Origin of the sequence: Catenulispora pinisilvae, from assembly GCF_015356865.1 — a bacterium.
Lineage (GTDB): Bacteria > Actinomycetota > Actinomycetes > Streptomycetales > Catenulisporaceae > Catenulispora > Catenulispora pinisilvae.
In genome coordinates this window covers 1-23836 of sequence record NZ_JAAFZA010000165.1, presented here as the reverse complement: position 1 = coordinate 23836, position 23836 = coordinate 1, and the positions used below count along the sequence as shown (strand labels likewise).

Here is a 23836-nt window from a genome sequence, read left to right as displayed (position 1 = left end):
GTGATGGGGGCTGGTTGGGTTTGGGGTTTGACCGGCCAGGTGGCGCAGCTTAGGTCGGCCCAGGCCAGCATTTCGCCGAGGAGGGGGGCCTGGGTTTTGTAGTCCGGGACTTCTTTGTTCTCGATCTGTTGGGCGTTCTCGGCGTCGGGGTCGGGGCGGTCGAGGCAGTTGATGGCGATGTTGGCGTCGGTCTGGTTGTCGTATGTGCCGTTGGTGCGGTCGTTGTACAGGTCCGCCCATTGCAGGAGGCGGGTGCCGTCGCCGTTCATGGCCGCGCTGAGGGCGTCGCGGAGGTCGCCCCAGTACTGGGGGACGTACATCACCTGGAGGACCGCGGTGAGGCCGAGTCCGTAGTTGACCGTGCGGTTGCCGTCGTGGGTGGGGACCGGGTGGTCCTGGAGGGACTGGAGGTAGGTCATGAGTTTGTCGACCGCGGTGTTGCCGTCGGTGCCGAGGGGGCAGCCGGATTGGGTGACGCAGTCGGCGGCGAATTCGCGGATCAGCTTCTCGAAGCCCTGGGCCTGGGCGATGTTCATCTGCTTGGCGGTCAGGGTCGGGTCGATGGCGCCGTCCAGGACCAGGCGGCCGGTGTTCTGGGGGAACAGGCCCGCGTAGACGGCTCCGAGGTAGGTGCCGTAGGACTTGCCCAGGTAGTACAGCTTCTGGTCGCCGAGGACGGCGCGCAGGACGTCCATGTCCCGGGCGGCGTTGGGGGTGCCGATGTAGGGCAGGATGCGGCCGGACTTCTGTTCGCAGGCCTTGCCGATCGCCTGCGATTCCTTCACGACCTCCGCGACCTGGGCGTCGGTGCGGGGCATCGGGTCCGCGGACACGAACTCGTCCATCGCCGCCGTGTCGTCCGACAGGCAGCGGACCGGGTCCGACTGGCCGACGCCGCGCGGGTCGAAGCCGACGATGTCGTAGTGCGCCGCGACGTTCTTGGTGACGACGCTGGGGTCCTGCGCGTAGGCGATACCCGCGCCGCCGGGGCCGCCGGGGTTCAGCAGGAGTGAGCCCACCCGCTGGCTCGCCGGGCCGGTCGCCGCCTTGCGCGTGGCCATGATGTACGTCGTCCCCTTGGCCGGGTCCGAGTAGTCCAGCGGCACGGTGATCTTCGCGCAGCTCCAGCCCGGGCCGCTGCTGTCCGAGGTACAGGACGACCACTTCGGCTGCTGGCTGTAGAACTGCTGTAGGTCTGCGGGGACGGCGTCCGCGGCGGACATCGTGGCAGGGTGCGGGGCGGCGGAGGCGCCCGTGGGCGCCTCGGCCGAGGCGCTGCCCGAAGCGCCGCGTCCACCGGGCGTCGAAGGCTTCTGCGACGCGTGCGAGCTCCCGCCGCACCCAGTGGTCAGGAGAAGGCTCGCGGTGACCACCGCTAGGGCCCGTCGTGCTGTCGGACTGGGGTTCACAGGCGGGTCTCCTCCTACGGTGCGGGGCGCGGGGTGCGCGGCACAAACGGTCTGTGACGTTTGTGATTAGCTATCCAGAAAAGTCCGGTTCCACACCATGCCGCAGCCGCTAGAGGGAAGAGCGCTAGAGGGAAGAGCGCTAGACGGATAGAGCCAGAGGGATAGAGCCCCGAGGGAAGCCCTACTCCGCATCCCAGCGCATGGACCCGTCCTTGCGGGACGTCTCATAGTCCTGCCGAGACCCGCACACAGACGCCAGCGAACACGAACACGTCCGCCCGGTCTCGTCCAGCCGCACCTTCACGGTCTCCGACGGCACGTTCAGCCCGACGACCCGCCCCGGCCCCTCCGGCGTCAGCACCTTCTCACCGCGCGCCGGTGCCTTCGCCTTCGCCTCCACATAGAGCGGGTGCTCATATTTGAGACAGCACATAAGCCGCCCGCAGGCCCCGGAGATCTTCAGCGGGTTCACCGGGAGGTCCTGGTCCTTGGCCATCCGCACCGAGACCGGCTCGAAGTCCTTGAGGAACGTCGAGCAGCAGGTGTCCCGCCCGCACGGCCCGATCCCGCCCTGGATTCGCGCCTCGTCGCGCGCGCCGAGTTGGCGCAGCTCGATCCGGGCGTCCAGCTCCCGCGCGAGGGTGCGGACCAGCTCGCGGAAGTCCACGTACTGCGGAGCGGAGAAGTACACAGTGATCTGCTTCTCCGACTCCACGAAGTCGACGCCGACCACCTTCATCGGCAGTCCCTGCTCGCGGATCTGCCGCTTGGCGACCACCCGGGCCCGGGCCCGGCGCTCCCGGCTGCGCTCGTCGCGCGCCAGGTCCTCCGGGGTGGGGAAGCCGACCAGTTCGTCCAGTCCGCCGATCTCCGCGTCGTCAGTGGTGTCGACCCACTGCGGCGCCCAGATGCACTCGGCGACCTCGGGTCCGGCGGAGGTGGGGACCAGCACCTTGTCGCCCACACGCGGGGTGATGGGTCCCGGTGCGTAGTAATAGAGACGGCCGTAGCGGGTGAAGCTGACGGCACAGATCATCGCCACGGACGGCTCCCAAAGCAGGCGACAGCACACGGTACGGACACGACGTTCACCCGGTTGAGCCTAAGCGCAGTCCTCGGCCCGAGGCGAGAGGCTGAGGAAGACGATCGGCGGCGGCGCCGGGTTGGCTACGCTTGGGGACATGTCCCACGCGCCGATCGTCGCCCAGCCCAGCCCCGCCCGTGATGCCCTGCTGAAGGAGATCCAGGACAAAGCGGTGGTGCGCGGCGAGGTGACCCTGTCCTCCGGCCTCAAGGCCGACTGGTATCTGGACCTGCGCCGGATCACGCTGGACGGGACGGCGGCGCCGCTGGTCGGCACCGCGATGCTGGAGCTGACGGCGGATCTGGACTTCGACGCGGTCGGCGGGCTCACGATGGGGGCGGACCCGGTGGCCACCGCGATGCTGCACGCCGGGGCCGGGCGCGGCCGGGCGTTGGATGCCTTCGTGGTGCGCAAGGCGGCCAAGGCGCACGGTATGCAGCGCCGCATCGAGGGCCCGGAGGTGGCCGGCCGGCGGGTACTCGCCGTCGAGGACACCTCCACGACCGGCGGGTCGCCGCTGGAAGCGGTGCGCGCGCTGAGGGAGGCCGGTGCCGAGGTGGTCGCGGTCGCTACGATCGTGGACCGCGCGACCGGTGCCGCCGAAGCCATCGCCGCCGAGGGACTGCCCTACTACACCGTCTATACGCTGGGGGATCTCGGAGTGTAGACATCAGAGGCGGGCGCAGTAGAGTTCCCGCGATCTCGACCGCGAATCGGACGCAACCAGCGTGGTGGTTCGCGCGTCTACCTGCCAGAACCTAATCAGGTGTCAACACTTTGGGGTGCGGGCTGTGGAAGAGCGGGACGAGCTAGAAATCGAGACGAGGCTGCGTGCTGCGTTGCAGGCACGCAGTGAACTCGTCACGCATTCCACGCTCCGGCCCGGCATCCCGCCGAACGAACACACGGCGGGGGTGCGGACCGGGCGCGGATCCTGGTGGTCGTGGCGCCGGATGTGGGTGCCGGTCACCGTCGCCGCCGCGCTGGCCGGCGGCGTTTTCGTGGGCGCGCAGCTGCCGTCGAACTCGGACAAGACCGAGGTCGGCGCGGGCGGCCAGCCGGGTACGGCCGGGAGTGAGGGCAGTCAGTCCGCCAAGTCCGACGTGCAGGCGGGCTCCCCGGCGAACGTCGGCACGGTCAGCTTCACCCTGGCCGACGGCTGGCAGCTGACCTCGATATCCGCCGACGCCGGCTGCGTGACGCCGAAGACCCGCCCGGTTCCGGCCTCCGCCGGTGCGGCCGGCACGCTGCCCTGCGGCGTGGACGCGCTCTACGTCAAGACCGACGCCGCGCCGACGGCCTGGCCGCTGAGCACCGCGAGCAGCGGCACCGGCTGGTGGCCGACCGCCGTGGACTCCGCCTCGGACATCGTCTGCCCGACGGGGCAGCCCGGGACTGGTAGCCAGTCCGGGAGCGGCAGCTCCGGAAGCAACTCCGGGGGCAGCAATTCCGGAAGCGGCAACAAGGTGAAGAGCTCGGTCCTGCTGCGCACCTCGACCGACTACGCCCTGGCCGCGTCGACCACAGCCACGTCGACCACAGCATCGCCGGCCACCGCCGAGTACCACGAGTGGGCGGTGACCTGCACCGGCGGCACCGGGGCGCAGCCGATGCTGTGGAAGCTCAACGCCGCGCCGGGGGCCACACCTCCGGCGCAGTTCGCGGTCGCCACGGTCGTCTCCGTCGACCCGAAGTACGACACGGCGTTGCTCGGTATGGTGGGCTCTCTGCACCAGGCGAGCTGACCAGGGTCGGCGCGCTGCCCCGCGATCCGGTCCGGTCCGAACCGCTCGTATCGCCCCGCGCCTCCCGGTCTGACCAGGCCGGGGAGCGTCACGATCCCGCCATCTGCCACACGCTGTAGTAATGACAAGGTAGCCTCTGTCCCGTGACCTCCTCACTGGCCCACTTCCTGGCCTTCAACCCGATCTCCGCGACGGACTGGATCAACGCGCTCGGCAACTTCGCCGTGCTCGGGGTCTGCGCGATCATCTTCGCCGAGACCGGTCTGATGATCGGTTTCTTCATGCCCGGCGACTCGCTGCTGTTCATCGCCGGTCTGCTCACGCTGTCCGGCAAGGCGTCCGCCGGCGTGACCAACACCCACCACCTGTCGCTGCCGCTGCTGCTGGTGGCGGTACCGATCTGCGCCGTGGCCGGGGCCCAGCTCGGGCACTATCTCGGCGCGCGCTTCGGGCGGCCGCTGTTCGACAAGCCGGAGAGCCGGCTGTTCAAGCGGGAGTACGTCGAGAAGGCCGAGGGCGTGTTCAACCAGTACGGCGAGACCAAGGCCGTGGTGCTGGCGCGCTTCATCCCGGTCGTGCGCACGTTCATGAACCCGGTCGCCGGCGTGCTGGAGATGCCCGCGAAGAAGTTTTTCGTCGCGAACCTCATCGGCGGCGTCATCTGGGCCGATGGCGTGCTGCTGCTCGGTCGGCTGGCCTCCAACGTGATCAGTGCCGACAAGGTGGACAAGTACATCATCCCGATCACCCTGGTGATCGTGCTGCTGTCGCTGCTGCCGATCTTCTTCGAGTGGCGCAAGACGAAGAAGGCCAAGGCCGCCGCCACGACCGCCGGCTATCCGGCGGCCGACCAGGATTCGGTCGCCTCGAGCGGCCGGCACCGCGGCCGGTAAACTGCGCTCCAGCAGCGCTGAACCGAGTGCGACCGTCCTACCGAGGAGATTAAGCGATGGCTATCGCGACCCCTGAGGTCTACCGCGAGATGCTGGACCGGGCCAAGGCCGGCCGGTTCGCCTACCCCGCGATCAACGTGACCTCCTCCCAGACGCTGAACGCCGCCCTGCGCGGCTTCGCCGAGGCCGAGAGCGACGGCATCCTCCAGATCTCCACCGGCGGCGCGGAGTACCTGTCCGGCTCGGTCAAGGACATGGTGGTCGGCTCGGTGGCGCTGGCGGAGTTCGCGCACGTGGTCGCGGCCCGTTACGACATCACGGTGGCGCTGCACACCGACCACTGCCCGAAGGACAAGCTCGACGGCTTCATGCGGCCGCTGATCGAGGTCTCGACCGAGCGGGTGAAGGCCGGGAACCTGCCGCTGTTCCAGTCCCACATGTGGGACGGCTCGGCGGTCCCGCTGGACGAGAACCTGCAGATCGCGCAGGAGCTGCTGGCCAAGTGCGCGGCGGCGGACATCGTCATGGAGCTGGAGATCGGTGTCGTCGGCGGCGAGGAGGACGGTGTCGCCAACGAGATCAACGAGAAGCTGTACACCACCCCCGAGGACGCGCTGAAGACCGTCGAGGCGATCGGCCTGGGCGAGAAGGGCCGCTACCTGCTGGCGGCCACGTTCGGCAACGTGCACGGGGTCTACAAGCCGGGCAACGTCAAGCTGCGCCCGGCGATCCTGAAGGACCTGCAGGACGCGGTCGCGGCCAAGCACTCCGGCCACGGCGACAAGCCCTTCGAGCTGGTCTTCCACGGCGGTTCGGGGTCCGCGCTGGAGGAGATCCGCGAGGCGCTGGACTACGGCGTGGTGAAGATGAACGTCGACACGGACACGCAGTACGCGTTCACCCGGCCGATCGCCGACCACATGTTCAAGAACTACGACGGCGTGCTGAAGGTCGACGGCGAGGTCGGGAACAAGAAGACCTACGACCCGCGGACGTACGGCAAGTCGGCCGAGGCGGGCATGGCGGCCCGGGTCGTCGAGGCCTGCACGGACCTGCGGTCGGTGGGGACGAAGCTGAAGTAGTCCGCTTCTAGTAGCGCTCTGTGGGGCGTGCTCCTTATATAGGAGTGCGCCCCACTTGTACGTTCTCTAGCTTGTGTTCTCTAGAACGAGTACCGGGCCCGCCCCGAGAACCGCTCGAACCCGAGCCGCCGGTATACGGGCGCCCCGAGCGGGGTGGCGGTCAGCGTCGCGCTCTTCGCGCCGGCCTGGAAGGCTCCGTCCACAGCGGCGGCGGAGACCAGGGCGCCGAGGCCGCGCTTGCGGGCGGAGGTCTTGGTGGCGACCCAGAACAGGCCGGCGGAGTCTTCGTGGCGGAGCGCCAGCGCGGCGGCGGCCGGTTCGCGGTCCAGGTAGGCGACGAAGGCGTGGACGTGCGGGTCCAGGAGGACTGCGGGCGATCCGAAGTGCTGCACCGTGTCCGGGTCCTGCTCCGCTTCGATGCGGAGCGCGCGGTGCACCTCTGCGAAGGCGTCCGCTTCCTCGGGGTCGCGGACTTCCGCGAGTTCGACTTCGGGGCCCGGGGTCGGGATGGCCGGGGCGGAGGCGATGCCCATGTCCTCCAGCTCTATGCCGCGGGTCATGCCGATGGCTTCGGCGGCGGCTATGAGGTCCGCGTCGCCGTCGACGGAGGCCCAGAGGTTCAGCTGTTGGCCGTGCTCGGCGCCGAAGGAGCGGACCGCCTCCATCGACTTGGCCGCCGAGACCGTGCGGTCGTAGCGGCGTGCCGAGCTGTAGAACAGCGAGCGCAGGTAGGGGCGTACTGACGCCACCATCAGCATGCCCGCGTCCTCGCCGATGACGGTGCCGTCCTCTTGCCCGGCGAACAGGCGCGCGGCGGCCAGGGTGGTGCGGTCGCTCTGGTCCAGGAAAGTCATACCGCGCATCATCCCCACATCCGCGGGACTCCGCGCGGTATAAACGACCCGCTTATAGGGACCTCTACAGGGACCATGCTTATAGGGCCCCTTATATGGACGTGGGTCACGTGGACGAGCTGGGGACCGGCGGGGGCAGGATCTCGGGGATGGCCAGGGCGTGCGGGCCGTCCACCGGGTCGAGTTCGTAGAGCATCCTCCGGACCTCGTCCAGGAGTGCTCCGTGGACCGACCAGCGCTCTACTGCGTGCGCCCCTATAGGAAGCATGTCCTCTATAGCCGAGAGCTGATGGTCGGCCGCGGCGGTGATGATGACCTTCAGCTCTTCCAGGACCTGGCGGCTGTCGCGGTCCGGGATCTGGAGCCGGCCGAAGCGGTTCAGGGCCCGGCCGACGTCGAGCAGGAGTATGGCCAGCGCGTCGGGGACCTCGGTGGTGGCCGGCAGGCCCCGGGCGCCGTTCGCCAGGTCGTTCAGGCCCCGCAGCAGGCTGTTGAGTTGTGAGGAGACATGGCTGAGGCAGATCGCCGCCTGGTCGACGCGGGTGACCTCCGGTTCCAGCGCGGAGCGCCGGGGGTGGTAGCGGACGGCCTCCTCGGCCTGGTCGGCGATGTCTTCGGCGTCGTGGCTGTCGCCGGCCAGGGCGCGGGAGCGGTCCAGCCACTTCTTGGCGTCGGCCGCCGACCAGTTGGTACTGAGAGTTTTGGAGACGTCTCTACAGAGCTGCGCAAGGTCGTCTGCCAGGTCGGCCAGGTCCTTGGCGGCGGTGTCGGCGTAGGTCGGGGGTGCGATCAGCGTGTTGGCGACGACGCCGACGGCCGCGCCGAGCAGGGTGTCCCAGATGCGTTCCAGGCCGTAGCCGCGGCCCAGGCTGTAGACCAGCAGCGAGGTGGTGGCGACCTGGTTGACCTGGGTTCCCAGGCGCAGGCCCCGGCCGATCATCAGCGCCACGATCACCAGGGCCGACAGCGTGTACCAGGTCAGGTCGACGAACCGGCCGATCGCCAGGGCCGCGAAGACGCCGAGCAGCACCGCCGCGACCTGTTGCAGGCCGCGCCGGAAGGTCTGGTAGATGGTGACCTGCATGGTGATCAGGACGGCCACCGGGGCCAGGACGGCGTGGAACTGGGGATGGCCGTGGTAGATCACCCGCTTGGCCAGCTCCCAGGCCACCGCACAGGCCAGGGCGGTCTTCAGGGTCTGTATGAACGCTTCGCGCTCGCGGTTGAACCAGTGCCGCACGCCGTGCAGCCGGAACGCCCGCACCGAGTGCTCGATGCCGGAGCGCAGCGTGGTGTGGCCACGCCCGAGTAACTCCCTGGTGAACTCCCCTACCGAGTCCGTGGAGCGTGGCATGGGGGAATGATGGCAGATCATTGGTGCAGCGCCGCGAAGCGGCTCCTTGAGGGGTGGCGGTCGGGTGACGGGCGAGCATGACCGGCGGGACCACTCCGGGATACTCTTGATCCCGCCATCATTTTGATACGACTGGTACCCGAAGTGGACTGGATCGTTGACAGATAGAGAGCCCATGGATTCCGCAGAGTCCCGCCTGGCCGTCGGGGTCGTAGGTACCGGCCGCGTCGGTTCGGCCCTCGGGGCGGCCTTACAGCGCGCCGGCCATCACGTGCTCGCCGCCTCCGGTGTGTCCGAGGAGTCGCGCCGCCGTGCCGACAAGCTGCTGCCCGACGTGCCGCTGGTGCCGCCGCAGGACGTGCTGGCGGTCGCCGACCTGGCCCTGCTCACCGTCCCCGACGACGCCCTGCCCGGGCTGGTCGAGGGGCTGGTGGCGACCGGTTCGATCAGGCCGGGCACGATACTGGCCCACACCTCCGGCCGGCACGGCTACACCGTCCTGGACCCCGCCACCCGGGTCGGGGCGCTGCCGCTGGCGCTGCACCCGGCCATGACCTTCACCGGCACCGAGGTGGACGTGGCGCGGCTGGCCGGCTGTTCCTTCGGGGTGACCGCCCCGGATCCGCTCCGCCCGATCGCCGAGGCCCTGGTGGTGGAGATGGGCGGGGAGCCGGAGTGGATCGAGGAGGCGGCGCGTCCGCTGTACCACGCGGCCCTCGCGTACGGCTCCAACTACCTGGTCACCCTGGTCGCGCAGGCCGAGGACCTGCTGGCCGCGGCCGGCGTCCGGCAGCCCGGCCGGATGCTCGGCCCGCTGCTCGGCGCCGCGCTGGACAACGCACTGCGTTCCGGCGATCTGGCGTTGACCGGGCCGGTCGCGCGGGGGGACGCCGGGACCGTGGCGGCGCACCTGGAGGTCCTGGCGCAGCGCGATCCGCAGGCCGCCCGCGGCTACCGCGCACTCGGCCGCCTGACCGCGGACCGCGCGATGGCCTCCGGACTGCTCTCCGCGGAGAAAGCCGAACCCCTGCTCGGAGTTCTGAACAAGGAGCCTGACGCATGACCGCGCTCGTGCACACCCGCGCCGAACTTCAGCCCTTCCTGGAAGGATTCGCTAATAGGAAGCGCGGCGTGGTCATGACCATGGGGGCGCTTCATGAAGGGCACCTGGAACTCTTTAAGCGCGCCCGCCATGACTGCGACCTGGTGGTCGTCACCATCTTCGTGAACCCGCTCCAGTTCGGCCCGAACGAGGACTTCGACCGCTACCCGCGGACCCTGGACGACGACCTGAAGCTCTGCGCGGAAGCCGGAGTGGACGTCGTCTATGCGCCGGCCGTGGAGGAGGTCTACCCGGGCGGCCAGCCGATCGTGCGGGTCACCCCCGGGGCGATGGGGGAGGTGCTGGAGGGCGAGTTCCGTCCCGGCTTCTTCACCGGGGTCTTGACCATCGTGAACAAGCTGCTCAACCTGACGGACCCGGATGTGGCGTTCTTCGGGCAGAAGGACGCGCAGCAGCTCGCCCTGGTGCGCCGCATGGTCCTGGACCTGAACATGCCGATCGAGATCGTCAGCGTCCCGACCGTCCGGGACGAGGACGGCCTGGCCAAGTCCAGCCGTAACCGTTACCTCAGCCCTGAGGAGCGCACTACCGCGCTCGCCCTGTCGCGTGCACTGTTCGCCGGACAGGAGAAGGCCACGGAGGGCGCCGACGCCGTGCGCGACGCGGCGACCGCGGTGCTGAAGGCGGCCGTCGCCACCGGACGGCTGGACCTGGACTACCTGGCCCTGGTCGACCCGCGGGACTTCTCGGAGGCCCCTCCGACGTTCTCTGGAGAGACCGTGCTCGCCGTGGCGGCCCGCGTCGGCACCACCCGCCTGATCGACAACCTGCCCCTCACCCTCACCACCCACGGAGCCCGCTGATGTACCGCACGATGCTCAAGTCGAAGATCCACCGTGCCACGGTGACCCAGGCCGACCTGCACTACGTGGGCTCGGTCACGATCGACGAGGACCTGATGGACGCCGCCGATCTGCTGCCCGGCGAGCAGGTGGCGATCGTCGACATCGACAACGGCGCCCGCCTTGAGACTTACGTCATACCCGGGCAGCGGGGTACCGGGGTGATCGGGATCAACGGCGCCGCCGCGCGCCTGGTGCACCCCCAGGACCTGGTCATCCTGATCTCCTACATGCAGGTGGACGATGTGGAGGCGCGTAGTCTTCAGCCGAAGGTGGTGCACGTCGACACCGAGAACCGGATCGTCGCCCTCGGGGCCGACCCGGCCGAACCGATCCCGGGTTCCGAGGTGCTGAGTCGGGGCGACGTCACCGCGAACTAGGAGTACTGGTCTTCCGGTATGTAGGTATCGATAGAGCACCGCGAAGCGGTTCCTTAACGGGCGGCGGTGGGAGACGGGCGGGAGAGAGATGGTCCAGCGACTGAGAGCGCCCCACCCGGGGTGGCGGGCATATGCGGACACGGTCGTGGTGGGGTCCGGCGTGGCCGGCATCACGGCGGCGCTGGCCGCGCGGCAGGCCGGCAGCGTGCTGCTGGTGACGAAGGCACGCCTGCAGGACGGGTCGACCCAGTGGGCGCAGGGCGGCATCGCCGCGGCGCTCGGCGTCGGCGACAGTCCGGAGGCGCATCTGCAGGACACCCTGGTCGCCGGCGCGGGGGTCTGCGACGAGGACGCCGTGCGGGCACTGGTGACCGAGGGTCCGGCGGCGGTGCGCAGGCTGATCGCGCTCGGCGCGGAGTTCGACAAGACCGCGGACGGCTCCATAGCGCTGGGCCGCGAGGGCGGCCACCTGGCCGACCGCATCGCGCACGCCGGCGGCGACGCCACCGGCAAGGAGGTCTCCCGGGCGCTGATCGCCGCGCTGGAGCACACCATCGGTGAGATCGAGGTCATCGACCACGCGCTGGTGCTGGACCTGCTCAAGGACGAGCACGGCGGGGCCGCGGGCGTCACGCTGCACGTCATGGGCGAGGGCGCGCGCGACGGCGTGGGCGCGGTGCACGCCAAGGCCGTGGTGCTGGCCACCGGCGGCATGGGACAGGTCTTCGACGCCACCACGAACCCCTCGGTCGCGACCGGGGACGGCGTCGCCATGGCGCTGCGCGCCGGTGCCGCGGTGGCGGACCTGGAGTTCGTGCAGTTCCACCCCACGGTGATGTGGCTCGGCGGGGCGGCGCGCGGCCAGCAGCCGCTGATCTCCGAGGCGGTCCGCGGCGAGGGCGCGCACCTGGTGGACGGCAGCGGTGTCCGCTTCATGGTCGGGCAGCATCCACTGGCCGAACTGGCGCCGCGCGATGTGGTCGCCAAGGGCATCATGCGACGTATGGCCGAGACCGGGGAGCCGCATATGTGGCTCGACGCACGGACCGGCATAGCAGAGTTCTCCGATGAGTTCTGGCGGACCCGGTTCCCCACGATCCGCGAGTCCTGCCTCCAGCACGGGATCGACCCCGCCAAGGACCTGATTCCGGTGGCGCCCGCCGAGCACTACGCCTCTGGCGGAGTTCGCACCGATATCTGGGGACGCACTTCTATCCCGCGCCTGTATGCGTGCGGAGAGGCGGCCTGTACCGGAGTGCACGGAGCGAACCGCCTGGCGTCCAACTCCCTGTTGGAAGGACTGGTCTTCGCCGAGCGGATCGGCGCGGACCTCGCCAAGCGGCTGCCGTGGACCGAGGCCCCGGTTCCGGTCGAGGCCCCGGAGGACGTCGTGGACGTGTTGCTGGAGCCGTCGGTGATGGCCGAGGTGCAGCACACCATGACCGCCGGCGCCGGTGTGCTCCGCAGCGCGCAGTCGCTGGACCGCACCGCCGACGAACTGGAGCGGCTGGCCGGGCACGGCGCCGACGCCCCGCACCTGGAGGCGTGGGAGGCGACCAACCTGCACCTGCTGGCCAGCGCGCTGGTCAAGGGCGCGGCGTTGCGCAACGAGACCCGCGGGTCGCACTGGCGGGAGGACTTCCCGGACAGCGCCGACCGCTGGCTGGTCCGGCTGGCCACCCGCCTGGACCCCGCGACCGGGAACCTGGTCACCGAGAAGCAGCCGCTGCGCAGTGCTGAGATGGATGGAGTGAAGCCCTGATGAGCTCGTTGTCCCCGGATGTCGCCAAGGCCCTGACCGACGGCGGTCTGGACCCGGAGTACGTGGCCTCGGTGATCATGATGGCCCTGGACGAGGACCTGGCCGACGGCCCGGACGCCACCACCGAGGCCACGGTCCCGGCCGACGCCACCGCCACCGCGGACTTCGCCTCCCGGGCGACCGGCGTGGCCGCCGGCGTCCCGGTGGCCGCGGCGGTGTTCGACCTCATCTCGCAGGGCACGGCGAAGATCCGGCAGGCGGTGAAGGACGGGGACCGGGTCGAGCCGGGCACCGTCCTGCTCACCGTCACCGGCGCCACGCGGGACCTGCTCACCGGGGAACGCACCGCGTTGAACCTCCTGTGCCACCTCTCCGGGATCGCCACCCGGACCCGGCTGTGGGTGGACGCGGTCCAGGGCACCGGCGCGAAGATCCGCGACACCCGCAAGACCACCCCCGGGCTGCGCGCGCTGGAGAAGTACGCGGTGCGGTGCGGCGGCGGCGTGAACCACCGCATGTCGCTGTCCGACGCCGGGCTGGTGAAGGACAACCACGTGGTGGCCGCCGGCGGCGTCGTCGAGGCCTTCGAAGCCGTGCGCAAGGCGCACCCCGGGCTGCCGATCGAGGTCGAGATCGACTCGCTGGAGCAGCTGCCCGGGGTCCTGGCGGCCGGCGCCGAGCTGATCCTGCTGGACAACTTCACCCCGGACCGGATGCGGGCCGCGGTCCAGGTGACCGGGCGCAACGAGCTGTACGGCCGGACGCGGCTGGAGGCCTCCGGCGGGCTGACGCTGGACCTGGCGCGGGCCGTGGCCGACACCGGGGTGGACTACCTCTCGGTCGGCGCGCTGACCCACTCCGCGCCGATCCTGGACATCGGCTCGGACTTCCGCGAGGACCCGGACGTCCGCGAAGAAGGGAAGTAGCCCTGTGCTCCTGACCATTGACGTCGGCAACACGCAGACCGTCTACGGGCTGTTCGACGGCGAGGAGATCGTCGACCACTGGCGGGTGGCCACCGACCCGCGCCGCACCTCCGACGAGCTCGCGGTGATGACGCAGGGCCTGCTGAACCAGCACCCGACGGCCGGCAAGCCCGGCGGCCTGACCGGGCTGTCGATCTGCTCCACGGTGCCCTCGGTGCTGCACGAGATGCGCGACATGAGCAAGCGGCACTACGGCGACGTCCCGACGGTCCTGGTGGAGCCCGGGGTGAAGACCGGCGTGCCGATCCTGGTGGACAACCCCAAGGAGGTCGGCGCGGACCGGATCATGAACGCCCTGGCCGCGCACTACCTCTACGACGGCCCGGTGATCGTGGTCGACTTCGGGACCGCGACCTCCTTCGACGCGGTCTCGGCCAAGGGCGAGTTCCTGGGCGGGGCGATAGCGCCGGGCATCGAGATATCGGTCGAGGCGCTGGGGATGCGCGGCGCGCAGCTGCGGAAGATCGAGCTGACCAAGCCGCGCAGCATCATCGGGAAGAACACCGTCGAGTGCATGCAGTCCGGGATCCTGTACGGGTTCGCTGGCCAGGTCGACGGCGTGGTGCACCGGATGGCCGAGGAGATGGCCGAGGACCCGGACGACGTCACCGTGGTCGCCACCGGCGGGCTGGCGGGGCTGGTGCTGGACGAGTCCGAGGTGGTGGACGTGCACGAGCCGTGGCTGACGCTGGTCGGGCTGCGGCTGGTGTACGAGCGGAACAGCACGAGCTGATTCCCCGAGCGGAACAGCGGGAGCTGATTCCCCGAGCGGAACAGCGTGAGCTGATTCCTCAAGCGGGACATGGCGGGTTCGCGACGGCGGCCGGACGGAAAAACGTTCGGCCGCCGTCGCGTCCGCGTGCTTGCATGATCCGATGGAAGTCACGGAGATCCTCACGGCGGCGTCGGCACTGCTCGGTACGGAGCTGGCCGATCCGGTCGATCTGGGCGGCAGCGATCGGAGCGTGGTGCTGCGGGTCCGAACTGCGGCGGGCGACACGGTCATCCTGAAGGCGCACAAGGAACAGTCCGTCTACGCGGCCGAAGCCAGCGGGCTCCGCCTGACCGATCTGGGCCCGCGGCTCCTGGCGGCCGATCCGGAGCACCGGCTGATCGTGATGGAAGATCTCGGCGACGCCCCGAACCTCGCCGACCTGCTGCTCGGCGGCGACGAGAAGCGGGCGCGCGCGGCGCTCGTCGAGTGGGCCGCGACCTATGGCCGGCTCGCCGTGCAGACCGTGGGGCGGGAGAGCGACCTGGAGGTGCCGAGCGAGCCGTGGGTGGCGAAGGCCATGGCGAAGCTGCCCGGCTTCCTCGACGGGTTCGGCATCGCGCCGCCACCGGGCTTGGAGTCCGACATCGAGGCGGTGTCCGCGTTGGACCACGATCCGTTCCCGGTCTTCTCGCCCGGCGACATCTGCCCGGACAACCATCTGCTGACCCCCGAGGGGCTGCGGCCGATCGACTTCGAGAGCGCGGGCTTCCACTCCGTCTTCCTGGACGCCTCCTACAGCCGGATGCCGTTCGGAACCTGCTGGTGTGTGTTCCGGCTGCCCAAGACCTTCTCCATGGAGGCCGAGCGCGCCTATCGCGAGGAGGTCGTGAAGGCGTATCCCGCGCTGGCCGACGACCGGATCTGGCGGCCCGGGGTGCGGCGGGGCTCCGTCGCCTTCGTGGCCATGATGTCGGTGTGGCAGGTGTCTGTGGTCCAGGAGGAGGACCGGCCGATGCACCGCACCCGGATGCCCGAGTCCAGCATGCGGCAGGTGCTGCGCTACCGCTGGGAGGTCACGGCGGCCTCGCTGGAGCGGGCTCAGGAGCTTGCGGCCGTGGCGGCCGCGTTCCGGGGGCTGCTGGCCGCGACCGAGGGCTGGCGGACCGGGGACCTGCCGAGGTACCCGGCCTTCAGCGGCTGAGCGCCGGGCGTCCCGCGCCCCGGCGCGGCTGCCGTTCCCCCGTGCGGCCCGCCACGTGGTATTCGGTTGCGGCCCCTGGAAGCCCGCCAAGTAGCCTTGACCCATGACCGAAACCACCCCGCCTCCGGCGCAGCCCGAGTCCGACCTCCCCGAGCAGATCCGCATCCGCCGGGAGAAGCTGGACAAACTGCGCGAGCGCGGCGTGGACCCGTACCCGGTCGGGTACCCGCGGACCGCGACCATCGGGGAGCTGCGCGCCGAGTACGGCGACCTGGCCCCGGACACCCCGACCGGGCAGCGGGCCGGGATCGCCGGGCGGGTCGTGCTGTCCCGGACCGGCGGCAAGCTCTGCTTCGCCACCCTGCGGGAGGGCGAGTTCGAGATCCAGGCGATGTTCTCGCTGGACCGGCTCGGCGCGGAGTCGCTGGAGGCGTGGAAGAACGACGTCGACCTGGGCGACCTGGTCGGGGTCACCGGGGAGGTCATCACCTCGCGCCGGGGCGAGCTCTCGATCATGGTCGAGAGCTGGGCGATCACCTCGAAGTGCCTGCGGCCGCTGCCGGACAAGCACAAGGGGCTGACCGACCCCGAGGCCCGGGTGCGGCAGCGGTACGTCGACCTGATCGTGAACCCCGAGGCGCGCCGGATGCTGTTCACGCGCTCGGACCTGGTGCGCTCGGTGCGCTCCAGCCTCGGCGCCCGCGGCTACACCGAGGTCGAGACCCCGATGTTGCAGCCGATCCACGGCGGGGCCAACGCCCGGCCGTTCCAGACGCACATCAACGCCTATGACATGAAGCTCTACCTGCGCATCGCGCCGGAGCTCTACCTCAAGCGGCTGCTGGTCGGCGGGGTGGAGAAGGTCTTCGAGATCAACCGCAACTTCCGGAACGAGGGCGCGGACTCCACGCACAGCCCGGAGTTCACCATGCTGGAGGCCTACGAGGTCTACGGCGACTACAACGTCATGCAGAAGCTGACGCAGCAGGTGATCCAGGAGGGTGCCGAGGCGATCTTCGGCTCCCAGGTGGCCCGCCGGATGAACGCCGAGGGCGAGGTCGAGGAGTTCGACATCAGCGGCGACTGGAAGTCGCTCACGGTGAACGAGGCGATCTCCACCGCGCTCGGCGAGGAGGTCACCGCCGACACCGAGATCGGCGCGCTGAAGAAGCTGTGCGATGGCGCGAGCATCCCGTACGCGCCGGGCTGGACCCGGGGCCAGGTGGTGCTGGAGATGTACGAGCACCTGGTCGAGGACAAGACCGTGCTGCCGACGTTCTACCGGGACTTCCCGAAGGACGTCTCGCCGCTGACCCGGGCGCACCGCGAGGACCCGCGGCTGGCCGAGCGCTGGGACCTGGTCGGCTGGAGCGCGGAGATCGGCACCGGCTACTCGGAGCTGATCGATCCGGTGGACCAGCGCGAGCGGTTCACCGAGCAGTCGCTGCTGGCCGCCGGGGGCGACCCCGACGCCATGCAGCTGGACGAGGACTTCCTGCGGGCGCTGGAGTACGCGATGCCGCCGGCCGGCGGCATCGGCGCCGGTATCGACCGGATCCTGATGGCGCTGACCGGGCGGCTGATCCGGGAGACCATCCTGTTCCCGTTCGTGAAGCCCGCGTAGGTTTCGCCTAACTCGCATATGTAGTCTGGCGGGACCGACAAACGCCTCGGCTGGTTCGAGGGGGAAGCGACACGATGATGGGCAATCTGGGCCTGTACGTACCGTCTTTTGTGGTGGCAGTGGCGTTCGTCTACGTCGTCAGGCTCATCATCGTGTCGCAGAACCCGCAGAAGCGGGCTGAGTCGCGGGCGCGTGAGCTGGAAGCCGAGCGGAACGATCCGCGGTTCGGACCGAACGCCGGATCACGGTAAGGCGCCGCTTAGCGTCCTGTTAATGTCGTGCGCGTGACGGAAGCTCTGGCTGTGGACGGCGAAAACCTCAACGACGATCTGCTGGCCGGCCGCGGGCAGGCACTGGCTTTGGTGCGGCAGGGATTCGCGGCCGTCACCGCGCGACCGGAGGTCTTCCTCTCGGCCTTGTACGAGGACTTCTTCACTTCCAACCCGCGCTACCGCAAGTACTTCGCGGCCGGGGGCGAGGTGCGCCGCGATCAGCGGACGCTGGAGGCCGCGACCCGGGTGGTGGGCGATCTGGACCGGCCCGGGGCGCTGTTGCCGCTGCTGCGCCGGCTCGCGCTGGAGTACCGCAAGTACGGGGTCCGCGAGCCGCACTACCGGGCGTTCGCCGGGTCGGTGATGACGGCTTTGGAGCGCACGATAGGCGAGGCCTGGACCTACGAGGCCGCGGCCGCCTGGGTGGACGAGCTGACCATGGTCGCCTCGGCGATGCTCGGGATCGCCGCCGAGGCCGACGCGCAGGGGCCGGCCTACTGGGAGGCCGAGGTCGTCGCGGTAGACCGGATGGGGGAGGACGTCGTCCGGCTGCGGGCCCGCACCGCGTTCCCGTACCCGTACCACGCCGGCCAGTACGCCGCGATCGAGCTGGGCCGGCTGCCCTGGGTCTGGCGGGACTTCTCGTTCGCCGCCGCGCCGGGCGGCGAAGACGGCTCCGACCCGGACCACTCCGTCCTGGAGTTCCACGTCCAGCGCACCGCCGACGGCCGGCTCAGCAACGTCGTGCACGACGAGTTGGAGCTCGGCGACCGGATCCGGATCGCGGCCCCGGCCGGCGAGTTGGCCTTCCCGGCCGGTGCCTCGCGCCTGATCGCGGTCGGGCACGGCACCGGGCTGGCGCCGATCGCCGCGCTGCTGGAGGAGGCCGCGGCGAGCGGGGACGACCGGCCGGTGCACATCGTGGTCGGGAACTCGTTGAACGCCGCGAAGCCGGCCGCCACGGCCGCCACGGCCAAGAAAGCCCAGAAGAGCGCGAAGACCGGGGCCGCCGCCAAGGCCGCCCCGGCCGCGGCCAAGAAGACCGCCAAGACCGCGAAGGCCGCCGTCCCGGCGGACGGGTCCGAGGACGCCGAGACTCATTACCTCAACGAGCGCCTGTCTGAATTGGCCGCCGCGCACGGCAACGCGAAGGTGGTCTTCCTCGGTGCCGCCGAGGAATTGCCTCAGCATCTGGACGAGTACGTCACGCGCCTGGCCGCCGGCGGGACACTGTCCGGATGGGGCGGCGTGGCCGTCGGCTCGACCGGCACGGTCCAGGCCTGCCTCGGCGTCCTGGCCGCCGCCGGGGCCGATCCCGCCGACGTGAGAAGCGACCTTTTCGGATGACCCTCTCCGCCTCCGCCGCCGATATCACGGTGCGCCGGGCCCGTACCGACGATGTCGGCGCGATCCGCGAACTGCTCGCCCGTTACAAAGACATCCTGCTGGACAAGCCGGACGTCACGCTTTTCGAGGACATCCAGGAGTTCTGGGTGGCCGAACACGACGGCGACGGCCGGGTGGTGGGCTGCGGCGCCTTGCACGTCTTCTGGCTGGATCTCGCGGAAGTGCGCACCCTGGCCGTGGACCCGGAATGCCGGGGTATGGGCGTCGGTGCGCGAATCCTTGACAAACTAGTCCGTACCGCCGCGCGGATCGGCGTTCGCCGGCTGTTCTGCCTCACGTTCGAAGTGGACTTCTTCGCCGCGCACGGATTCTCCGAGATCAGCGGGGTACCGGTGCCGCCGCAGATCGAGGCCGAACTGTCGAAGTCCCCAGACGGCGGGGTCGCGGAGTTCCTGGACTTGGAGCAGGTCAAACCCAACACTCTGGGCAATACGCGCATGCTGCGGATCTTGTAGGACCTGCCCGGCGTTCTCGGAGAGGATTTGATTTCATCACCGGAATGCGCTTTGCTGACAGACGGAATAACCCGTACCGGAGAAAGGCGGGCCGCCCGATGGCCAAGCGCACGACCGTGGTGATTCACGACGACCTCGACGGCTCCGAGGGCGCGAGCACCGTTAAGTTCGGCCTCGACGGGAAGTCCTACGAGATCGACCTGTCCGAGGCGCATGAGAAGGAATTGCGCAAGGCGCTCGAGAAGTACCTGACCGCCGCGTCGCAGGTGACGGGCGCCAGCGCCGCCGCCTCCGGTCGCCGGAAGTACGGTACCGGCCCGGCGCGCCGCGACACGAAGCACATCCGTGAATGGCTCCGTAACGTCGAGGGCGTGGAAATCAGCGACCGCGGTCGCATTCCCACCGACCTGATGAATCGCTACAACGCCGCTCACTAATAACTCCCCGACCTCGGCCGGGGATCGTGCCCGGCCGACGTCGCGGAGGCCTCCGCGACGGTCGGCGCCGCAGGTCAAGGCCGGTCGGTGCCCATGACCGAAGCCGCGGGCCGCTTCAGCGGGCCGCAGCCACCGCCAGCCGGTGGCAGGCGGCCGCGATGGTGGCCAGCAGGGCGATCAGTTCCGGGGGTTCGGGCAGTCCCGGAGTCGGATAGGCGTCGCGACGCGAGCCGCTTGCAGCGGTTCGGGCGGCGCCGTTCTGGTTTTCCGCCTCATCTTCTGCCTCGTCCGCTCGGCCGACCGGGTACTCCGGTCCTGGACTGCCGGGCCGTTGCGTCGGCACGGTCTGCGTCGGCACGGTCTGCATCGGCACGGTCGCCGGGTGCAGCCAGCGCACCGGGGGATCGGCCAGCTCCCCGGCGGGCACCGCGCTCAGATCCAGGCGCACCCCGCCCCAGTCCAGCCATTCCAGCAGCTCGGGCAGGTCTTCCGCGCCGCCGGCGGCGACGTAGAACAGGACCCGGCCGGTCGCGGACAGCGCCACGGGCCCCGGCGCCACGGCCGGCTGACCGTATCCCAGCAGCCTCGCCAGTGCCTCGCGTCCCGCGGCTTCCGGTACGGAGACCACGTCCGGCATGTGGATCGACCTCCCCGTTCGCTCTTGGCGTACAGCCTATTCGGGTCTACGGCCCCGTTACCGGGAACACCACGTCAGAGGCGGCGAGTTGGACTAACGGAAGGCCCTGGGTGGAGTGACCGTTCCGATGACAACGGGGAAGTCACACCACCTGCGTGGGAAGGCGGGACTAGATTGGGTGCCAGACCCGCCCGCCACCCCAGGTGGGCGACAGTGGTTTGGCACCGCATGGAACCAGCAACACACCAGGGCAAGCGCACGATCTGTACTCGCTTCGAAAAGCAGCACTTCGATCCATACGTCAGCCCGCGACGCTCCGGGGAGCGATGAGGAATGTTCGAACGGTTCACCGACCGCGCACGGCGCGTCGTCGTCTTGGCCCAAGAAGAGGCCAGGATGCTCAACCACAACTACATCGGGACCGAGCACATCCTCCTCGGCCTCATCCACGAGGGTGAGGGTGTGGCGGCCAAGGCTCTGGAGAGCCTGGGCATCTCGCTGGAAGCAGTCCGCCAGCAGGTGGAGGAGATCATCGGCCAGGGCCAGCAGGCCCCGTCCGGCCACATCCCCTTCACCCCCCGGGCCAAGAAGGTCCTGGAGCTGTCGCTGCGCGAGGCGTTGCAGCTGGGCCACAACTACATCGGCACCGAGCACATCCTGCTCGGCCTGATCCGCGAGGGTGAGGGCGTCGCGGCGCAGGTGCTGGTCAAGCTGGGCGCGGACCTGAACCGGGTGCGCCAGCAGGTGATCCAGCTGCTGTCCGGCTACTCCGGCGGCGGCAAGGAGGCCGCGGCGGCCGGCGGCCCGGCCGAGGGCACGCCGTCCACCTCCCTGGTGCTGGACCAGTTCGGCCGGAACCTGACCCAGGCCGCCCGCGAGGGCAAGCTCGACCCGGTGATCGGGCGCGAGAAGGAGATCGAGCGGGTCATGCAGGTGCTGTCCCGCCGCACCAAGAACAACCCGGTGCTGATCGGCGAGCCCGGCGTCGGCAAGACCGCCGTCGTGGAGGGCCTGGCCCAGGCCATCGTCAAGGGCGAGGTGCCCGAGACGCTCAAGGACAAGCACCTGTACACGCTGGACCTCGGCGCGCTGGTCGCGGGCTCCCGCTACCGCGGTGACTTCGAGGAGCGCCTGAAGAAGGTGCTCAAGGAGATCCGCACCCGCGGGGACATCGTCCTGTTCATCGACGAGCTGCACACGCTGGTCGGCGCGGGCGCTGCGGAGGGCGCCATCGACGCGGCGTCCATCCTGAAGCCGATGCTGGCCCGCGGCGAGCTGCAGACCATCGGCGCCACCACGCTGGACGAGTACCGCAAGTACGTGGAGAAGGACGCCGCCCTGGAGCGCCGCTTCCAGCCGATCCAGGTGGCCGAGCCCTCGGTGGCGCACACCATCGAGATCCTCAAGGGCCTGCGCGACCGCTACGAGGCGCACCACCGGGTGTCCATCACCGACGGCGCGCTGGTGGCCGCGGCCACGCTGGCCGAGCGCTACATCTCCGACCGGTTCCTGCCGGACAAGGCCATCGACCTGATCGACGAGGCCGGCTCCCGGATGCGGATCCGCCGGATGACCGCGCCGCCGGACCTGCGCGAGTTCGACGACAAGATCGCGAACGTGCGCAAGGAGAAGGAGTCCGCGATCGACGCGCAGGACTTCGAGAAGGCCGCCGCGCTGCGCGACCAGGAGAAGCAGCTCCAGAGCGCCAAGGCGCGCCGGGAGAAGGAGTGGAAGCAGGGCGACCTGGACGTCGTGGCCGAGGTCGACGAGGAGCTCATCGCCGAGGTCCTGGCCACCGCCACCGGCATCCCGGTCTTCAAGCTCACCGAGGAGGAGACCTCCCGCCTGCTGCGCATGGAGGACGAGCTGCACAAGCGCGTCATCGGCCAGAACCAGGCGATCAAGGGCCTGTCCCAGGCGATCCGGCGCACCCGTGCCGGGCTGAAGGACCCCAAGCGCCCCGGCGGCTCGTTCATCTTCGCCGGCCCGTCCGGCGTCGGTAAGACCGAGCTGGCCAAGGCCCTGGCCGAGTTCCTGTTCGGCGACGAGGACGCGCTGATCCAGCTGGACATGTCCGAGTTCTCCGAGAAGCACACGGTCTCCCGGCTGTTCGGCTCCCCGCCCGGATACGTCGGCTACGAAGAGGGCGGCCAGCTCACCGAGAAGGTGCGCCGCAAGCCGTTCTCGGTGGTGCTGTTCGACGAGGTCGAGAAGGCGCACCCGGACATCTTCAACTCGCTGTTGCAGATCCTGGAGGACGGTCGCCTGACCGACTCCCAGGGCCGGGTCGTGGACTTCAAGAACACGGTGATCATCATGACCACCAACCTCGGCACCCGGGACATCTCCAAGGGCTTCGGCCTGGGCTTCGCCGCCCAGGGCGACACCAAGGCCCCGTACGAGCGGATGAAGGCCAAGGTCAACGACGAGCTGAAGCAGCACTTCCGCCCCGAGTTCCTGAACCGCGTGGACGACACGGTGGTCTTCCCGCAGCTGAGCCAGGACGACATCGTGGCGATCGTGGACCTGATGATGAGCAAGGTCGACGGCCGGCTCAAGGACAAGGACATGGGCATCGTCCTGACCCGCAAGGCCAAGGAGCTCATCGCCAGCCTCGGCTACGACCCGGTCCTGGGCGCCCGGCCGCTGCGCCGCGCGATCCAGCGCCACATCGAGGACCCGCTGTCGGAGAAGATCCTGTTCGGCGAGGTCCGCGCCGGCCAGCTGATCACGGTGGACGAGAACACCGAGACCGGCGCGGTGGAGTCCGACCAGCGCTTCACCTTCAAGTCCGGCCCGAAGGAGGACGTCCCGGAGGACGCCTCGGTGCTGGAGTCCGGGACGCTGCCGCCGGCGGCCCCGGAGGCGGCGCCGGGAGTCAGCGCCTGATCTCCGCCGAGAAACGAACGGCCCCCATCGCTTGCGGTGGAGGCCGTTCGCTGTGGGGGATGGCGACAAACAACAAACCACGGCCGCCTACCGTTATGCGGAAGTGGCTTGGGCTTTCGCGCACTTCGGACTCACCGGGGCCGACAGTGTGTGCGATGTGTGCGATCAGGAATCAGGGAACTGCGACTTGCATCAGAGATAGTCGGTACCCGGTCCGTTTAGTAAAGAGCTTCTAAAATCCGCGAAGAAACCGCCGCGGTCGCCACGACAAGCCGATCTCGCCATCTTCGAAGCGAAACACCGGGTCGGGCCAATCGGCATCGGCGCAATCACCCGGCATCACCGACATCGCCGTGCGGTTCATCCACAGCCCGCCCGATCGCCCGCTGTCCGGCACCGAAGTGCGAGTCCGTGATCGCTGCCGGCCCGCCGAAAGCCGACAGCCGCCCACCCCGTACGAAGGTGAGCGGCCGTCGTTTCTGTCCAGTGTCCTGACCACAAGCCCGTTCCGGAGTGACGTCGGCTCCGGCTCGGGGGCGTCCCCGTGGTTGCGCTGCTGGACGGTGTCCTCAACCGAACGCGGCCAACGCTCGCGGCCGCGGTGTGCCTACCGCCTATCCGGACTCGGTCCAGACGGGACTCAAACCTGGCTCACGCCGCCGGCGGCGCGGGCATCGGCGGGGCG

Annotated in this window: 22 protein-coding genes; 17 read left to right on the top strand and 5 right to left on the bottom strand. The window is 69.8% G+C overall.

What is annotated here, in order from left to right; translation table 11 throughout:
* Positions 1 to 1223, bottom strand: a 1223-nt coding sequence (locus IZR01_RS33860) for an alpha/beta fold hydrolase (protein WP_194926223.1), incomplete at its 3' end; no start/stop codon positions are given.
* A gap of 367 nt (positions 1224 to 1590) precedes the next feature.
* Positions 1591 to 2445 (bottom strand): PSP1 domain-containing protein, encoded by an 855-nt coding sequence (locus IZR01_RS33855; protein ID WP_194900015.1) that lies wholly within the window; start codon positions 2443 to 2445, stop codon positions 1591 to 1593.
* Positions 2446 to 2590: 145 nt separating this feature from the next.
* Here IZR01_RS33855 and pyrE point away from each other — a divergent pair, with 145 nt between their 5' ends.
* From pyrE to fbaA, 4 genes are all read left to right on the top strand, one after another.
* Positions 2591 to 3160 carry an orotate phosphoribosyltransferase gene (pyrE, locus tag IZR01_RS33850; protein ID WP_194926222.1) on the top strand — a complete coding sequence of 190 codons (570 nt, stop codon included), beginning with the start codon at positions 2591 to 2593 and terminating at the stop codon, positions 3158 to 3160.
* Between the two features lie 124 nt (positions 3161 to 3284).
* Complete coding sequence (locus IZR01_RS33845; protein WP_194926221.1) at positions 3285 to 4238, top strand: hypothetical protein; 954 nt, start codon at positions 3285 to 3287, stop codon at positions 4236 to 4238.
* Between the two features lie 143 nt (positions 4239 to 4381).
* Positions 4382 to 5131 (top strand): DedA family protein, encoded by a 750-nt coding sequence (locus IZR01_RS33840; protein WP_323746488.1) that lies wholly within the window; start codon positions 4382 to 4384, stop codon positions 5129 to 5131.
* 56 nt (positions 5132 to 5187) lie between these two features.
* A complete protein-coding gene (gene fbaA / locus IZR01_RS33835) occupies positions 5188 to 6213 on the top strand; it encodes a class II fructose-bisphosphate aldolase (RefSeq protein ID WP_194896565.1) in 1026 nt (341 codons plus the stop codon).
* Positions 6214 to 6293: 80 nt separating this feature from the next.
* Here fbaA and IZR01_RS33830 read toward each other — a convergent pair whose 3' ends face one another.
* On the bottom strand, positions 6294 to 7067 hold the full coding sequence (locus IZR01_RS33830; RefSeq protein WP_194896566.1) for a GNAT family N-acetyltransferase: 774 nt from the start codon (positions 7065 to 7067) through the stop codon (positions 6294 to 6296).
* A 106-nt stretch (positions 7068 to 7173) separates the two neighbouring features.
* Positions 7174 to 8421 carry an FUSC family protein gene (locus IZR01_RS33825; protein WP_194896567.1) on the bottom strand — a complete coding sequence of 416 codons (1248 nt, stop codon included), beginning with the start codon at positions 8419 to 8421 and terminating at the stop codon, positions 7174 to 7176.
* Between the two features lie 175 nt (positions 8422 to 8596).
* On the opposite strand from IZR01_RS33825, the gene IZR01_RS33820 reads away from it, so the two are divergent.
* The 12 genes from IZR01_RS33820 (at position 8597) to IZR01_RS33765 (ending at position 19625) form a co-directional block, all read left to right on the top strand.
* Positions 8597 to 9484, top strand: coding sequence for a Rossmann-like and DUF2520 domain-containing protein (locus IZR01_RS33820; RefSeq protein WP_194926220.1), 888 nt, complete (start codon positions 8597 to 8599; stop codon positions 9482 to 9484).
* Positions 9481 to 10347, top strand: coding sequence for a pantoate--beta-alanine ligase (panC, locus tag IZR01_RS33815; protein WP_194926219.1), 867 nt, complete (start codon positions 9481 to 9483; stop codon positions 10345 to 10347). Before IZR01_RS33820 ends, panC begins: the two co-directional genes overlap by 4 nt.
* Positions 10347 to 10766 (top strand): aspartate 1-decarboxylase, encoded by a 420-nt coding sequence (gene panD, locus IZR01_RS33810; RefSeq protein ID WP_194896570.1) that lies wholly within the window; start codon positions 10347 to 10349, stop codon positions 10764 to 10766. Before panC ends, panD begins: the two co-directional genes overlap by 1 nt.
* An 88-nt stretch (positions 10767 to 10854) precedes the next feature.
* Positions 10855 to 12528: an L-aspartate oxidase gene (locus IZR01_RS33805; protein WP_194926218.1), complete on the top strand. Its 1674-nt coding sequence runs from the start codon at positions 10855 to 10857 to the stop codon at positions 12526 to 12528.
* Complete coding sequence (gene nadC / locus IZR01_RS33800; RefSeq protein WP_194926217.1) at positions 12528 to 13454, top strand: carboxylating nicotinate-nucleotide diphosphorylase; 927 nt, start codon at positions 12528 to 12530, stop codon at positions 13452 to 13454. Before IZR01_RS33805 ends, nadC begins: the two co-directional genes overlap by 1 nt.
* Positions 13455 to 13458: 4 nt before the next feature.
* Positions 13459 to 14247: a type III pantothenate kinase gene (locus IZR01_RS33795; RefSeq protein WP_194896573.1), complete on the top strand. Its 789-nt coding sequence runs from the start codon at positions 13459 to 13461 to the stop codon at positions 14245 to 14247.
* Positions 14248 to 14389: 142 nt separating this feature from the next.
* Complete coding sequence (locus IZR01_RS33790; RefSeq protein WP_194896574.1) at positions 14390 to 15430, top strand: hypothetical protein; 1041 nt, start codon at positions 14390 to 14392, stop codon at positions 15428 to 15430.
* 103 nt (positions 15431 to 15533) lie between these two features.
* Positions 15534 to 17054 (top strand): bifunctional lysylphosphatidylglycerol synthetase/lysine--tRNA ligase LysX, encoded by a 1521-nt coding sequence (gene lysX, locus IZR01_RS33785; protein ID WP_194896575.1) that lies wholly within the window; start codon positions 15534 to 15536, stop codon positions 17052 to 17054.
* Positions 17055 to 17128: 74 nt separating this feature from the next.
* A complete protein-coding gene (locus tag IZR01_RS33780) occupies positions 17129 to 17305 on the top strand; it encodes a hypothetical protein (protein ID WP_194896576.1) in 177 nt (58 codons plus the stop codon).
* 33 nt (positions 17306 to 17338) lie between these two features.
* The gene (locus IZR01_RS33775; RefSeq protein WP_194896577.1) at positions 17339 to 18673 is read left to right on the top strand and encodes a globin domain-containing protein; all 1335 of its coding nucleotides are present in this window, start codon (positions 17339 to 17341) and stop codon (positions 18671 to 18673) included.
* Complete coding sequence (locus IZR01_RS33770; protein WP_194896578.1) at positions 18670 to 19188, top strand: amino-acid N-acetyltransferase; 519 nt, start codon at positions 18670 to 18672, stop codon at positions 19186 to 19188. Before IZR01_RS33775 ends, IZR01_RS33770 begins: the two co-directional genes overlap by 4 nt.
* A gap of 98 nt (positions 19189 to 19286) precedes the next feature.
* On the top strand, positions 19287 to 19625 hold the full coding sequence (locus IZR01_RS33765; RefSeq protein ID WP_194896579.1) for a histone-like nucleoid-structuring protein Lsr2: 339 nt from the start codon (positions 19287 to 19289) through the stop codon (positions 19623 to 19625).
* Between the two features lie 115 nt (positions 19626 to 19740).
* Here IZR01_RS33765 and IZR01_RS33760 read toward each other — a convergent pair whose 3' ends face one another.
* Positions 19741 to 20262 (bottom strand): hypothetical protein, encoded by a 522-nt coding sequence (locus IZR01_RS33760; RefSeq protein ID WP_194926216.1) that lies wholly within the window; start codon positions 20260 to 20262, stop codon positions 19741 to 19743.
* A gap of 333 nt (positions 20263 to 20595) precedes the next feature.
* Here IZR01_RS33760 and IZR01_RS33755 point away from each other — a divergent pair, with 333 nt between their 5' ends.
* Positions 20596 to 23151, top strand: coding sequence for an ATP-dependent Clp protease ATP-binding subunit (locus IZR01_RS33755; RefSeq protein ID WP_194896581.1), 2556 nt, complete (start codon positions 20596 to 20598; stop codon positions 23149 to 23151).
* Positions 23152 to 23836: the final 685 nt, after the last annotated feature.

What these genes read in the sequence shown, in the direction of transcription:
- IZR01_RS33770 (WP_194896578.1), top strand. Translation starts at nt 18,670, where the DNA reads ATGACCCTCTCCGCCTCCGCCGCCGATATCACGGTGCGCCGGGCCCGT.
- nadC (WP_194926217.1), top strand. Translation starts at nt 12,528, where the DNA reads ATGAGCTCGTTGTCCCCGGATGTCGCCAAGGCCCTGACCGACGGCGGT.
- IZR01_RS33780 (WP_194896576.1), top strand. Translation starts at nt 17,129, where the DNA reads ATGATGGGCAATCTGGGCCTGTACGTACCGTCTTTTGTGGTGGCAGTG.
- panC (WP_194926219.1), top strand. Translation starts at nt 9,481, where the DNA reads ATGACCGCGCTCGTGCACACCCGCGCCGAACTTCAGCCCTTCCTGGAA.
- lysX (WP_194896575.1), top strand. Translation starts at nt 15,534, where the DNA reads ATGACCGAAACCACCCCGCCTCCGGCGCAGCCCGAGTCCGACCTCCCC.
- IZR01_RS33825 (WP_194896567.1), bottom strand. Translation starts at nt 8,421, where the DNA reads ATGCCACGCTCCACGGACTCGGTAGGGGAGTTCACCAGGGAGTTACTC.
- IZR01_RS33760 (WP_194926216.1), bottom strand. Translation starts at nt 20,262, where the DNA reads ATGCCGGACGTGGTCTCCGTACCGGAAGCCGCGGGACGCGAGGCACTG.
- IZR01_RS33790 (WP_194896574.1), top strand. Translation starts at nt 14,390, where the DNA reads ATGGAAGTCACGGAGATCCTCACGGCGGCGTCGGCACTGCTCGGTACG.
- panD (WP_194896570.1), top strand. Translation starts at nt 10,347, where the DNA reads ATGTACCGCACGATGCTCAAGTCGAAGATCCACCGTGCCACGGTGACC.
- pyrE (WP_194926222.1), top strand. Translation starts at nt 2,591, where the DNA reads ATGTCCCACGCGCCGATCGTCGCCCAGCCCAGCCCCGCCCGTGATGCC.
- fbaA (WP_194896565.1), top strand. Translation starts at nt 5,188, where the DNA reads ATGGCTATCGCGACCCCTGAGGTCTACCGCGAGATGCTGGACCGGGCC.
- IZR01_RS33830 (WP_194896566.1), bottom strand. Translation starts at nt 7,067, where the DNA reads ATGACTTTCCTGGACCAGAGCGACCGCACCACCCTGGCCGCCGCGCGC.
- IZR01_RS33805 (WP_194926218.1), top strand. Translation starts at nt 10,855, where the DNA reads ATGGTCCAGCGACTGAGAGCGCCCCACCCGGGGTGGCGGGCATATGCG.
- IZR01_RS33855 (WP_194900015.1), bottom strand. Translation starts at nt 2,445, where the DNA reads ATGATCTGTGCCGTCAGCTTCACCCGCTACGGCCGTCTCTATTACTAC.
- IZR01_RS33820 (WP_194926220.1), top strand. Translation starts at nt 8,597, where the DNA reads ATGGATTCCGCAGAGTCCCGCCTGGCCGTCGGGGTCGTAGGTACCGGC.
- IZR01_RS33755 (WP_194896581.1), top strand. Translation starts at nt 20,596, where the DNA reads ATGTTCGAACGGTTCACCGACCGCGCACGGCGCGTCGTCGTCTTGGCC.
- IZR01_RS33765 (WP_194896579.1), top strand. Translation starts at nt 19,287, where the DNA reads ATGGCCAAGCGCACGACCGTGGTGATTCACGACGACCTCGACGGCTCC.